Here is a 13,608-nt window from a genome sequence, read left to right as displayed (position 1 = left end):
TCCCCATGGCACGTATCCTGATCCTGCTGGCCGTGGTGCTGGGCGTCATCTGGTGGCTGCGCGCCCGCGCCGAGGCCCGGCTGGCTGAACACCGCGCACGCCAGGCCCGCCAGGCCGGCGAGCGCACTGGCGCCGCCGGCCCGGCCGACGCCAGCGCCGAACCCATGGTCCAGTGCGCCCAGTGCGGCGTGCACCTGCCGCAGGGCGAGACCATTGCCTGGCGCGGCCTGCACTACTGCCGCCGCAGCCACCTGCCTGACGAGAGCCGGGCCGAGAGCAGCGACGACAGCAGCGGCGGCCCCCGCCCATGACAGAGCCGGCGTCGTCGGGCTGGCAGCGGCTGAACGCCTGGCGCGGCCTGGCCCAGCTGTGGCGCCAGCCCGAACCGCCTGACTTCCACTGGCGCCTGCTGCGCTATTTCTGCTGGACCCGCGTGGCCGTGGGCCTGCTGCTGGTCGGCTTTGCGCTGATGCGGCGCGGCGAGCCGGCATCCGTCACCGCCGTCACGAATGCGATCCCGCCCGTGCCGTTCGACCTTGGGGCCCTGGGCGGCATCGAGCACGCGGCGGCCATGACCATCGCCGTGCCCTATCTTGGCATTGCTGTGGCGATGCTGGCCGGCACGCTGTGGCGCCGGCACTTCCATCTGCGCGTGCGGGTGCAGGTGCTGGCCGACCTGGCCCTGCTGGCGCTGGTCTTCAGCGTGCTGGGGCGGGGCGGGCAGGCCGAGGGCCTGGCCATGATCTTCCTGCTGCCGGCGCTGGAAGCCGGCGCACTGACCAGCCTGCTGTTCGCGCTGTTTGCCGCGGCGATTTCCGCGCTGGTGGTGATGAGCGGGCCCTTCATGCACACCATCCTGCTGCGCCAGGCCGATGCCGGGCTGCTGGGGTCGGGCCTGTTCGGCCTGGTGTTCATGATCGCGGCGCTGCTGATGTATATGCTGGCCAACCGCCAGATCGCGCAGGAACGGCTGGCGCTGGCGCGCGAGCAGGAGCTGCGCCTGCAGCAGCTGGTCAACCGGCTGATGGTCAACGACATGCAGGACGGCGTGATGCTGGTGCGCGCCAACGGCGCGGTGGTGGCGGCCAACCCCGCGGCGGTGGTGCTGCTGGGCGTGCAGCCGCATGAGCGCATCTACTCACGCCGGCTGGGTGGTGCGGCGGGGCAGGGCGGCGAAGCTGTGCTGTTCGACCTGCGCCGCATCCCGCGCCTGCAGCCGCTGATGGAGATGCTGCGCGACTGGCTGCGCAGCAAGGACGACGTGCCGCGCATCCTGCAGCTGCTGCCGATGGCGTCCGGCACCGCGCTGGCCGACGGCACCATGCAGCACACCCGGCTGCGGCTGCGCTTTGTGCTGCCGGGGCTGGCAGGATTGCGTTCGACCATGGCGCATGGCCGCACCGTGCCCGCCACGCTGGATACGGCCGCCTGGAGCGAGCTGTCGCCCGAGGCCGCCGGGCGCCTGCGCCTGGCCATCGCCCAGAACGAGGCCATGGCCTGGTCGCAGGAGGATGAGGCGCTGCTGCGCAACGAGATGCGCGACACCGTGCTGGTCCATATCGAAAGCTGGGAACGCATCGCCGAGCAGGTGCAGCAGGAAAAGCTGGCCGCCATGGGCCGGCTGGTGGCCAGCATCGCACACCAGATCCGCAACCCGCTGGCGGCGATCAGCCAGGCCAGCGAACTGCTGGGCGACTCCGGCCGGCGCGATCCCGCCGCGCAGGACCACGGCGGCGCCGATGTCGATATCGACGCCCGCCTGCTGCGCATCATCAACGACAACGTGCGCCGGCTGGACCAGGTGGTGTCAGACGTGCTGCAGATGTCGCGCCGCCCGCGCACCGGCCGCAGCACCGTGCACCTGGCGCAGGCGCTGCCCGAGATCGTCGAGCGCTGGCGCGCCGAAATGCGCTCGCGCCGCCCGCGCGCCGGCGAGACCCGCCCGGCGGGCCGGGCCGACATCAACGCCAATGCCATCCGGCTGACCGTGGACGTGGCCCAGCCGGTGGTGTTCGACGCCTCGCAGCTGCAGCAGGTGCTGGGCAACCTGCTGGACAACGCCTGGCGCTACTGCAGCCGGCTGCCGGGTTCGATCCGGCTGCTGGCACATGCGCTGGACCTGCACCATGCCGAGCTGATCGTCTGGAACGATGGCGCCGAGGTGGCGCGCGAGCACCAGCGCAGCCTGTTCGAACCGTTCTTCACCAGCAACGCCCAGGGCACCGGGCTGGGCCTGTTCATGGCGCGCGAGCTGTGCGGCGCCAATGACGCCCAGGTGCGCTACGGCGCCATCGCCTTGCCTGCGCTGCTCGAGCGCACCGGCATGCTGGCCCCCGCCGCGCGCGATACACTGCCGGCCAAGGCTTTCGTGCTGACGCTGCGCATCGAGAGTGCCGATGCGGCCGCCGCCTGACCTGTCCCAACCCAGCCACCACCCCATGCCACCCCGAATGCCCCGAGCGCCCGATCCCATCCTGGTCATCGACGACGAGGCCGACCTGCGCGAGCTGCTGGACATCTCGATCCGCCGCATGGGCCATGACGTGGTGCTGGCCGGCTCCCTGGCCGAGGCGCGCGAGAAGCTGGCGCAGGGCCGCTACAGCCTGGTGCTGACCGACATGCGCCTGGGCGACGGCATGGGCATCGAGATCGTGCGCCAGCTGTCGGCCGCGCCGGAGCGCATCCCGGTGGCGGTCATCACCGCCTACGGCAGCGCCGACAACGCCGTGGAAGCGCTCAAGGCCGGCGCCTTCGACTACATCGCCAAGCCGGTCTCGCTGGAGCAGCTGCGCAGCCTGGTGCTGAACGCGCTGGGCCGCCAGCAACGCGACAGCACCGATGCCGAAGCCGCCGCGGCAGAGCAGGCCGCCGACCGCGCCACTGCGCTGCTGCCCGGCCATTCCGCCGCCATGCAGGAGGTGCGACGCTCGCTGTCGCGGCTGGCGCGCAGCATGGCGCCGGTGGTGATCAGCGGCGAATCCGGCAGCGGCAAGGAGCGCGCCGCGCACGCCATCCATGCGATCAGCGGGCGCGCCGCGCATCCCTTTATCGCCGTCAACTGCGGCGCCATCCCCGAGAACCTGATGGAGTCTGAGTTCTTCGGCCATGTCAAAGGCGCCTTCACCGGTGCCGACGGGGAGCGCGGCGGCTTCTTCCAGGCCGCCAACGGCGGCACGCTGCTGCTCGACGAGGTGGCCGACCTGCCGCTGCCGATGCAGGTCAAGCTGCTGCGCGCGCTGCAGGAGCGCCGCGTGCGCAAGATCGGCGCCAGCCGCGAAGACGCCGTCGACGTGCGCGTGATGTGCGCCAGCCACAAGGACCTGGCGGCGATGGTGGCGGCCGGGCAGTTCCGGCAGGACTTGTATTACCGGCTGAACGTGCTGGCGCTGCGCATGCCCACGCTGCGCGAGCGCGGCGAAGACATTCCGGTGCTGGCGCGCGCCATCCTGGACCACCTGGCGGTGCGCTACGGCGACCCGCGCCCCAAGCGGCTGTCGCCGGCGGCGCTGGAGCGGCTGGTGGCTTATCCGTTCCCCGGCAACGTGCGCGAGCTGGAGAACCTGCTGGAGCGCGCCTACGCCTTTGCCGAGAGCGAAGAGATCGAGCTGGCCGACCTGGGCCCGCTGGACGCCGGCGCCGAGCGCGCCGGGCTGCTGCATGCCCCCGCGCCGGCGATGGCGCCCACTAACTATTACGCCCCCTGGGGCGCCGCAGGCATGTGGGCGCCGGTGCCGCCGGCCGCCGCGCCCGCGCCGGCCCTGGCAGAGCCGCCACCCGTGGCCCCGGCCCCGGCCAGCGTGCCCGAACCTGAGCCCGCCGGCGACCCCGCCGAACGTGCCTGCCGCGGCATCGTCTTCCCGATCGACCTGCCGGCCAGGCTGGAAGCCGTGGAGCGCGAGCTGATCCTGCAGGCGCTGGCGCAGACCAACTTCAACCGCACCGCGGCCGCGCCGCTGCTGGGCCTGAACCTGCGCCAGCTGCGCTACCGCATCCAGCAGCTGGGCATCCGCGAAGCCATGGACGCCGCCGACCGCAGCGCCGTGGAAGGCGAGGGCACGCCATGAGCAAGCCCGCGCACCGCTACCTGCCCGATGCCGACGGCTGGGTCCCCGCCGCGCGCCGCGTGCCGTCGCCCAATTTCGATGCGCGCCCGGCCGGCATGCCGGTGGACCTGGTGGTGCTGCACAACATCAGCCTGCCGCCCGGCCAGTTCGGCAGCGGCGACATCGAGGCCTTCTTCCAGAACCGGCTCGATCCCAACAAGCACCCGTTCTTTGCCACCATCCATCAGGTGCAGGTGTCCGCGCACTTCCTGGTTACCCGCGAGGGTGAGCTGGTGCAGTTCGTCCCGTGCACGCAGCGGGCGTGGCACGCCGGGCAGTCAGACTTTTTCGGCCGTGCCCGTTGCAACGATTTCTCCATCGGCATCGAGATCGAGGGCTGTGACGACCTGCCGTTCACCCTGGCCCAGTACGACACCGTAGCCGCGCTGGTGCCCGCGCTGCTGGTCGCCTACCCGGTGCGCGCGATTGCCGGCCACAGCGACATCGCCCCGGGGCGCAAGACCGATCCCGGCCCGCATTTCGACTGGGCGCGCTTCGCCAGGCAGGCAGGCGTGGCGCCGGGCATGTTGCCCTACCAGTGCCCTGGTGCGACTGGTCAGGTGACGAATCCTTAACCTCATTCCCCATCCCCGTGCGCCCCGTTCCGGCGCACATGCCCTACCTCCGGGTGGGGCTATCGCAACCTCGCAACAATCAAAAAAATTTTTGTGAAATGTGCAGTTGCGAACGGTCTGGCGAAAACCCTTGCGAGTATTAGGCTTGCGGGCATGTGGCGCTGCCGCATCTGCGCAACCGCCCCCGAAATAGCGCTTGTCAAGACTGGTCATTCGGATTCGTTTCACTATACTTAGCCCAGTTTTACGCGTCACACACTATATCTAGTAGTCAAACCGGGGAGCCGGCCCAAGGGCGAGTCAGGGATCACGAAGTTCGTGCATCGTCTCGAAACCGCCCGCTAAGGCCAGCGAATCACAAGAGTCCCTGGCGAAATGTTCACGTAAAGGCAGTCTGTCCGCCCCCGACTTCACGCCGGGAGGGACGTTCTTTTCGCCGCATTTCGCCAGGGACTCTTTTGTCTCTTATTTCCAGGGTAAAAACAGGAGTTCTCATGCAAACGGCCCAGAACGAAATCACCACGGGTGGCGCCGCCGCCGGTATCGCACCGACCGCGCAGCAGACCCCCGCCAACGCCGCCAATACGAACTACCCGGATCACAAGATCATTCGACGCAACGGCGCCGTGGTGGCTTTCGAGCCGTCCAAGATCGCCGTTGCCATGACCAAGGCCTTCCTCGCCGTGAACGGCGGGCAGGGCGCCGCGTCCGCGCGTGTGCGCGAGATCGTCGAGCAACTGACTGACAACGTGGTGCGCGCGCTGGTGCGCAGCCGCCCCAACGGCGGCGCCATCCATATTGAAGACGTGCAGGACCACGTGGAACTGGCGCTGATGCGCTCGGGCGAGCATGAAGTGGCCCGCGCCTACGTGCTGTACCGCGAGAAGCGCAAGGCAGAGCGCGCCAGCGCCAGCGCCGAAGCCGTGGCCCGCGTGCAGGAAGGCGGCATCAGCATCAACGTGAGCGACGCCGGCGTGAGCAAGCCGCTGGACATCGTCGCCCTGCACGCGCTGCTCGACAACGCCTGCGCCGGCCTGGGCAAGGCCGTGAGCGCCGAGCCGATCCTGAAGGAAACGCTCAAGAACCTGTACGAAGGCGTGCCGATGACGCAGGTGTACGACTCCGCCATCCTGGCCGCGCGTACCCTGATCGAAAAGGATCCGGACTACAGCCAGGTCACCGCCCGTATCCTGCTGCACACCATCCGCAAGGAAATCCTGGGTGCCGAAGTGACGCAGGCCGAAATGACCACGCGTTACGCCGAGTACTTCCCCAAGTTCATCGCCCGCGGTATCGCCGCCGAGCTGCTGGACGAGAAGCTGGCCACGTATGACCTGGCCCGCATGGGCGCCGCGCTGGACGCCAGCCGCGACTTCCAGTTCAACTACCTGGGCCTGCAGACGCTGTATGACCGCTACTTCCTGCACATCGACGAGACCCGCATCGAGATGCCGCAGGCATTCTTCATGCGCGTCGCCATGGGCCTGGCCCTCAACGAAGCCGACCGCGAAGCGCGCGCCATCGAGTTCTACCAGCTGCTGTCGTCGTTCGACTTCATGTCGTCCACGCCGACCCTGTTCAACTCGGGCACCCAGCGCTCGCAGCTGTCGTCGTGCTACCTGACCACCGTCTCGGACGACCTGGAAGGCATCTACGAAGCGCTCAAGGAAAACGCGCTGCTGTCCAAGTTTGCCGGCGGCCTGGGCAATGACTGGACCAACGTGCGCGCGCTCGGCTCGCACATCAAGGGCACCAACGGCAAGAGCCAGGGCGTGGTGCCGTTCCTGAAGGTGGTGAACGACACCGCCGTGGCCGTGAACCAGGGCGGCAAGCGCAAGGGCGCCGTCTGCGCCTACCTGGAAACCTGGCACCTGGACATCGAAGAATTCCTGGAGCTGCGCAAGAACACCGGCGACGACCGCCGCCGCACCCACGACATGAACACGGCCAACTGGATTCCGGACCTGTTCATGAAGCGCGTGATGGAAAACGGCGAATGGACGCTGTTCTCGCCGTCCACCTGCCCGGACCTGCACGACAAGGTCGGCAAGGCATTCGAGCAGGCCTACCTCGGCTACGAAGCCAAGGCCGCCAGCGGCGAACTGAAGCTGTTCAAGAAGGTCCCGGCCATGCAGCTCTGGCGCAAGATGCTGGGCATGCTGTTCGAAACCGGCCACCCGTGGATCACCTTCAAGGATCCGTGCAACATCCGCAGCCCGCAGCAGCACGTCGGCGTCGTCCACAGCTCCAACCTGTGCACGGAAATCACGCTGAACACCAATGACAGCGAAATCGCCGTCTGCAACCTGGGCTCGGTCAACCTGGTCGCCCACCTGGCCAAGCAGGCCGACGGCTCGTACGTGCTCGACCACGCCAAGCTGCAGAAGACCATCCGCACCGCCATGCGGATGCTCGACAACGTCATCGACATCAACTACTACGCTGTCGAAAAGGCCCGCAACTCCAACCTGCGCCACCGTCCGGTCGGCATGGGCATCATGGGCTTCCAGGACTGCCTGCACGTGCTGCGCACGCCGTACGCCAGCGACGCCGCGGTGAAGTTCGCCGACACCTCGATGGAAGCCGTGTGCTACTACGCCTACCAGGCCTCCACCGAGCTGGCCGAAGAGCGTGGCCGCTACGAGACCTACACCGGCTCGCTGTGGGACCGCGGCATCCTGCCGCAGGACTCGCTCAAGCTGCTAGCCGAAGAGCGCGGCGGCTACCTGGACGTGGACCTGTCGAGCAGCATGGACTGGGACAGCCTGCGCGCCCGCATCAAGCAGCACGGCATGCGCAACTCGAACTGCATCGCAATCGCGCCGACCGCCACGATCTCGAACATCATCGGCGTGTCCGCGTGCATCGAGCCGACGTTCCAGAACCTGTACGTCAAGTCGAACCTGTCGGGCGAGTTCACCGTGGTCAATGACTACCTGGTGCGCGACCTGAAGGAACGCGGCCTGTGGGACGAAGTGATGGTCGCCGACCTGAAGTACTTCGACGGCTCGCTGTCGCGCATCGACCGCATTCCGCAAGACCTGCGCGACATCTACGCCACCGCGTTCGAAGTCGAGCCGACCTGGCTGGTGGAAGCCGCCAGCCGCCGCCAGAAGTGGATCGACCAGGCCCAGTCCCTGAACATCTACATGGCCGGCGCCTCGGGCAAGAAGCTGGACGACACCTACAAGCTGGCCTGGCTGCGCGGCCTGAAGACCACGTACTACCTGCGCACGATGGCTGCCACGCACGTGGAGAAGTCCACCGTGTCGCGCGGTTCGCTGAATGCGGTGTCGTCGGGTAGCGATGGTGGTTCGGCGCTGGATGCGGCGGCTGCCTCGGCACCGGCCATGCCGGAGGCGGAAGGCGCGGTTTGCACGATGCGTCCGGGTGATCCTGGGTTTGAAGAGTGCGAGGCTTGCCAGTAAGGAGTCAGCCATGACTAAGGAAACCTCGAAGAATGTTGCCTCTAAGGCTTCTGAGGCGCTGAAGGCATCCACAAGTCCGGATGTCAAAAAGGTAGCTGCGAGTGTCCTTACTCAGAGCAAGGCACCTGCCGAAGGTACTTCAGCCAAAGTTGCAACGACTGCGGCAAAGATCCTGAAGGACGGTCGCTTTGGTGCTGATGCCAAGTCAATTGCTGGCAGCGCGCTGTCGCAAAAGACCAAGAAGTAGGCGAGTTTGTACCCCCCGTGCAATGTTGCGCGGGGGGATTAAGCGTGGAGGTCCACGTGAATGCGCAACTGATTCAACAAGCAATCAGGGAGAAGAGGCTCCTGAGCTTCTTCTACGATGGGCACAACCGAATTGCTGAGCCTCATATCTTGGGGCTTCAGGCGGGTCGGCTCGGAATCTTGGGATACCAAGTCCGCGGGACGAGTTCTCGAGGAGTCCTTCCAGACTGGCGCCGCTTTTACATTGATGGCATTGCTAGGTTGTCGCTATTGGATGACCGGTTCCCCGGCCGGCGGCAGGTTCACGGGCCGCATAGCAAGTGGGACCAGGTGATTCAGATCGTCAACTGAGCCACGAAGACAATTGGAGAAAGACTTATGCTGAGCTGGGACGACGACGTTCAAGCCACCCCGCAGGCCGCACCGCAGCCTGCCCTGCAACCCGCTGCCGCCGCTGCCGCCGCTGCCACGGCCGACCAGCAAGGCGTCCTGCCGCCGAGCGCCACGCAAGCCGGCATCCTGGGCAACAACCCCAACGCCGCCGCCGCGCAAAGCAACCGCCGCGTCAACGCTGCCGACAAGCGCGTCATCAACGGCTCGACCGACGTCAACCAGCTCGTCCCGTTCAAGTACAAGTGGGCGTGGGAAAAGTACCTGGCCGGCTGCGCCAACCACTGGATGCCGCAGGAAATCAACATGTCGCGCGACATCGCGACGTGGAAAGACCCGAACGGCCTGACCGAAGACGAGCGCCGCATCATCAAGCGCAACCTCGGCTTCTTCGTCACCGCCGACTCGCTGGCCGCCAACAACATCGTGCTGGGCACCTACCGCCAGATCACCGCGCCGGAATGCCGCCAGTACCTGCTGCGCCAGGCCTTTGAAGAGGCCATCCACACGCACGCCTACCAGTACATCGTTGAATCGCTGGGCCTGAACGAAGCCGAGATCTTCAACGCGTACCACGAAGTGCAGTCGATCCGCGACAAGGACGAGTTCCTGATCCCGTTCATCGACACGCTGACCGACCCGTCGTTCAAGACCGGCACGCCGGAAAACGACCAGAAGCTGCTGAAGTCGCTGATCGTGTTCGCCTGCATCATGGAAGGGCTGTTCTTCTATGTGGGCTTCACGCAGATCCTGGCGATGGGGCGGCAGAACAAGATGACTGGGGCTGCGGAGCAGTATCAGTACATCCTGCGGGATGAGTCGCTGCACTGCAATTTTGGGATTGATTTGATTAATCAGATCAAGCTGGAGAATCCGCATCTTTGGACGGCGGAGTTTAAGGCTGAGATTACGGAGCTGTTCAAGAAGGCTGTTGATCTGGAGTATCGCTACGCTGAGGATACGATGCCGCGTGGGGTGTTGGGTCTGAATGCGCCGATGTTTAAGTCGTATCTGCGCTTCATCTGCAATCGGCGGTGCCAGCAGATTGGGTTGGATCAGCTGTTCCCGAACGAAGAGAACCCGTTCCCGTGGATGAGCGAGATGATCGATCTGAAGAAGGAGCGGAACTTCTTTGAGACTCGGGTTATTGAGTATCAGACGGGTGGGGCGTTGAGCTGGGATTGAGAAAGACGATTTCAATCCAATGCCTGTAAAAATGGGGAGCCAAATAGGCTCCCCATTTTTATTTCTAGAAACTAGATACCTCTTTTTGGGGGTGACAGCGATGCTTACAAGGTGAAAGAATGCCCGGTAGACTATCACTCAGTGTGGGTGCTTTCCGGATTCTGCCGAAAGCAGTCACCTTTTCATTGTGAGTGGCAGATTGTTGATTTTTAATCTAATGAAGGCTTGAGATGAAGCTTGGATATCTTTCGGCTTTTGGTGTATTTGGCTACATGGAGATAGCGTGTAGTTTTTTTCCGGATTTGACATTCCTCACTGGAATTAACGGCGCGGGCAAAACGACTGCGCTGCGTCTAATATCCGCTCTGCTTAGGCCAAGCTTGAAGGATTTGGATCTAATTCCGCATACGCGAGCTATGCTTCATATCTCGGATGAGAATGGCAAACCTATTGTCATTTCTTCTTCGTCCGGCCCCGAAGGAACCAGAATTTCCATTGAGCACATCAAGGAGGATCTTTTCTACACAAATTTGGATCCGCGTTCCTATCGTCTGCGTAATCGCCCAGAGGAGCGGGTTGAGGAGCACTATTCAATCCTAGAGGAAAGATTTTCGGATCATCCAGTCCTAAATTTTCTTAGGAACGAGGTGCGTACGCCAGTATTCTTGGGGCTCGATCGGAAGAATACGTACTTGGCCTCCTCGGCCTTGGATTCGCAATCATATGCGCGCGATCCAGGGCGTTTGCGCATGACCGGCGATAGGTACGCTTGGGAACAAGCAAATGCCTCGGGATTGGCAGATGTTCAAGCAATGCTTTTGAATGAGGTGAGGCGTGTTCGGGAGCGATCCGATCGCAGCGCAGAGAAGCTAAGGACAGACATATTGCTTTCTGCCTTTGAGTTTAATGAATTTGAAGATTTGTGGCATTTTGATTCCAATCTTCAAAGAGTCCAGGTTTCAAAAGAGCTACTAGGTAGGCGTGAGCGAATCGAAGTGGGGCTTTCGGGTCTAGGCATTGAAAAGGAAAAATATAGTCCCATGCTCGAGCGCTACTTTGGAAAAATTGAGGAACTTGCTAGTCCTATCCCTTTCATGAAAGAGCCGGAGGAGCGGGAGAAGGCTGAGATTGGGCAGGTAATAAAGCTCATGGCAAGTAGACCAATAGTGGATCGTATGGTCAAGCTAGTCGAAATGCTTGATAAGCATAGCTCCCATGTTGCTGGTCTCTGGCGGCACGTAAGTCGCTTCACCGAACTCGCAAATCGCTTTCTCCGAGATACTGGAAAGGAATTGTCAATTGATACCGTTGGGCGGCTAGAGGTAAAGATACAAAATGGGGAAAAACGCCCGATTTCTGTGTTGTCATCTGGGGAAAGGCAAATAGTCGTGATGCTTGGCTATCTAACCGTTGCAATGAAAACGGCCAGCAAAGGAATATTTATTGTAGATGAGCCGGAGCTATCCCTTCATCTCAGGTGGCAAGAGAAATTCGTCGAAACTATGAGAGAGGCGAGTCCGAATGCTCAATTGATTATGGCAACGCACTCGCCAGCCATTGTGATGGATATGGATCGTAACTGCGTTGATATTCGGGGAGGGCGGCGTGGTTAAGTGGCCAGAGAAGTCACGGGGGAGTATGTCCACCTTCTTTCAAGAGTGGAATGATATTGATGTATATATAGAAGATCATAAGAAAATAACTCAGAATATTTATGTTGAACTAATCAATAGAATAGGGGGTGGAAAATTCAAGATAGATCGAGTTTTTCCATTGGGTGGAAGAGGGGCGGTGATCGAGAAGTGTAAGGCGGACAGTCAAGCTGACGGTCGACCGCGTCTATACATCATTGATGGTGATCTGAATTTGATCTGTGGCAATCCTCAGTCACCATTGCCTCGACTATATGAACACAAGGTCTATTGTGTCGAGAACATTCTGGTTGACGAGTCTGCTGTATTGGAATTTTTGTTTGAAGAGTTTGGTAATGAAAGCAGAGCGCAAGTTGCTCGACGGGTTGATTTCTCCGCTTATGAGCGTGAAGCCAGTTGCTTGATTGAATTATTTGCCATGTATGCGACGCTCAGAGTGTTTGCGCCAACTGCTCAATCTGTTTCGCTCGGTCTTTCTGATCTTTTGGAATATAAGCCGACCCCTAGTATTAGTATCGCTGCAGTAGAGGCGAGAATCTGTAAGTTATTCTCTGATCTCATTGCGGTACATGACAGAAGCCAGGTATTCGATGCTTATCTGGAGATGCTGCTGCGATGTGACACTGTTGCTGCAGGAATTAACGTTGTTTCTGGAAAGGATTATTTGCTTACATTTCTTAGGCATTTTATGGGGAGATTCGCAAAAATTCGATGCTCGGCCGAAAGCTATGAGATTAGATTGGCGAAGAGTTGCGAGCTGGGGCGTCATTCGGAGTTTGTCGAGGCTGTGAAAGGTGCAATGGGGCAAGCTGGAATAGGGTAGATGTTAAAGAGGGGGAGAAAAGGGGACGGATCTATTTCACGATCTAGATCAGAATAGATCCGTCCCCTTTTTCCCCCAAGCATGGTGCTGCCTGATCGAGACGGGTGGCGAACGTGTTTATCGGCAACTTAAAACAGGGGAGAAGCTTTGGATCGCGCTACCGAGGAGAGGTTTACTCGGTTCCTGCTGACGAAAGCCGTGGAGGCAGAAGAGAAGGCTGGGATCGACTACAGGAAGTTCGAAGGCCTGCTGAACTCCCAGGGTAGTGAGGGAGCGGTGGGCAGATTGATCAGTCGCGCTGACTACTCAAGCGGCTTCCTGAAGTTGTTGGAGGCCGAACGAGTTGACCTGACGGTTGAAGCACTTGTAATTGAGTCCGAGTGGAACTCTCACTTTTCAACGTCTCTGCGCCAGCACGCGCGGAGAAAGCTTCAGAAAGTGGGGTATGTTCCTAAGGAGTATTCAGCGTTGACGGGGGGAGCCTCGTCAGGATCCGATAGTGATCGGCTTCCTGTCGATGTGCTTCAGCGCGCTACGCCCGAATTTATCTGGACCTCTGTGCAAATGTTCGAGAGTGGTTACGTTCATCACCCTTTCGGCACGTCCACCACAGACTATGTTCTGATCTCGGAGCGCGGCAATCGATTCCCTCCTATGGCGGTTTTCGGCGTGGCTCTATCGCTGGCACTTGATGGCGAGCGCATAGAACCTAAGCATTTCTCAGGCGGTGAATCGTCGCCGTGCTTCCAGCTGCTGCGCGCGGCTGGCTATCAAGTGGTCGCGAAAGGGGCTGCCGTCGACGATGAGCCAGGTGGGCCTCCCGAAGAAGGTTGGGAAGAAGGGCGTGAGCTGTGGAAGTTGCATCGAACGCGCGAGCGCGCACCTGTATCAAAGGCTAAAAAGGATCAGTACCGCCGTCGAAATGGAAAGCTCCAATGCGAGAGATGCGGATTCGATCCAGTCGAAGAATACGGAACGAAAGATGCGGAGGCGTGCATCGAAGTGCATCATGCCGAGACGCTTGTAAGTGAGATGAAGCCGGGGCATAAAACGTCTCTGGACGATCTTCAATGCCTGTGCGCCAACTGCCACAGGCTTGTGCATCGGCTGCTCGCGCGCTCGAGAGGAGGCAACTCGGTGCTTGACCCCGCGTTCGCATATCCCGATTAGTATCGAAGCCGACGCCTGCATCGCAGATTTAGTGCG

10 protein-coding genes are annotated in these 13,608 nt (G+C 61.8%); all 10 read left to right on the top strand.

What is annotated here, in order from left to right; genetic code table 11:
* Positions 1-5: 5 nt before the first annotated feature.
* The 10 genes from RS901_RS03635 (at position 6) to RS901_RS03590 (ending at position 13,572) form a co-directional block, all read left to right on the top strand.
* Complete coding sequence (locus RS901_RS03635) at positions 6-311, top strand: PP0621 family protein (protein WP_316151565.1); 306 nt, start codon at positions 6-8, stop codon at positions 309-311.
* Positions 308-2,413, top strand: coding sequence for a sensor histidine kinase (locus RS901_RS03630; RefSeq protein WP_316151564.1), 2,106 nt, complete (start codon positions 308-310; stop codon positions 2,411-2,413). The genes RS901_RS03635 and RS901_RS03630 overlap by 4 nt, the downstream gene beginning before the upstream one ends.
* Positions 2,414-2,438: 25 nt before the next feature.
* Positions 2,439-4,064, top strand: coding sequence for a sigma-54 dependent transcriptional regulator (locus RS901_RS03625; protein ID WP_316151563.1), 1,626 nt, complete (start codon positions 2,439-2,441; stop codon positions 4,062-4,064).
* Entirely contained in the window at positions 4,061-4,678 is a 618-nt protein-coding gene (ampD, locus tag RS901_RS03620) for a 1,6-anhydro-N-acetylmuramyl-L-alanine amidase AmpD (protein WP_316151562.1), read from the top strand. The genes RS901_RS03625 and ampD overlap by 4 nt, the downstream gene beginning before the upstream one ends.
* A 494-nt stretch (positions 4,679-5,172) precedes the next feature.
* Entirely contained in the window at positions 5,173-8,106 is a 2,934-nt protein-coding gene (locus tag RS901_RS03615) for a ribonucleoside-diphosphate reductase subunit alpha (protein WP_316151561.1), read from the top strand.
* A gap of 10 nt (positions 8,107-8,116) precedes the next feature.
* Positions 8,117-8,353: a hypothetical protein gene (locus tag RS901_RS03610; RefSeq protein ID WP_316151560.1), complete on the top strand. Its 237-nt coding sequence runs from the start codon at positions 8,117-8,119 to the stop codon at positions 8,351-8,353.
* 377 nt (positions 8,354-8,730) lie between these two features.
* Positions 8,731-9,927 carry a ribonucleotide-diphosphate reductase subunit beta gene (locus RS901_RS03605; RefSeq protein WP_316151559.1) on the top strand — a complete coding sequence of 399 codons (1,197 nt, stop codon included), beginning with the start codon at positions 8,731-8,733 and terminating at the stop codon, positions 9,925-9,927.
* A 230-nt stretch (positions 9,928-10,157) separates the two neighbouring features.
* On the top strand, positions 10,158-11,540 hold the full coding sequence (locus tag RS901_RS03600; RefSeq protein ID WP_316151558.1) for an AAA family ATPase: 1,383 nt from the start codon (positions 10,158-10,160) through the stop codon (positions 11,538-11,540).
* Between the two features lie 25 nt (positions 11,541-11,565).
* Positions 11,566-12,402 carry a DUF4435 domain-containing protein gene (locus RS901_RS03595; RefSeq protein ID WP_316151557.1) on the top strand — a complete coding sequence of 279 codons (837 nt, stop codon included), beginning with the start codon at positions 11,566-11,568 and terminating at the stop codon, positions 12,400-12,402.
* Positions 12,403-12,549: 147 nt separating this feature from the next.
* Positions 12,550-13,572, top strand: a complete 1,023-nt coding sequence (locus RS901_RS03590) for an HNH endonuclease (RefSeq protein WP_316151556.1) — start codon at positions 12,550-12,552, stop codon at positions 13,570-13,572.
* Positions 13,573-13,608: the final 36 nt, after the last annotated feature.

This window comes from Cupriavidus sp. BIC8F, assembly GCF_032465815.1.
In the GTDB taxonomy this organism is placed as follows: domain Bacteria; phylum Pseudomonadota; class Gammaproteobacteria; order Burkholderiales; family Burkholderiaceae; genus Cupriavidus; species Cupriavidus necator.
This window is presented reverse-complemented; position numbering and strand designations above follow the sequence as displayed.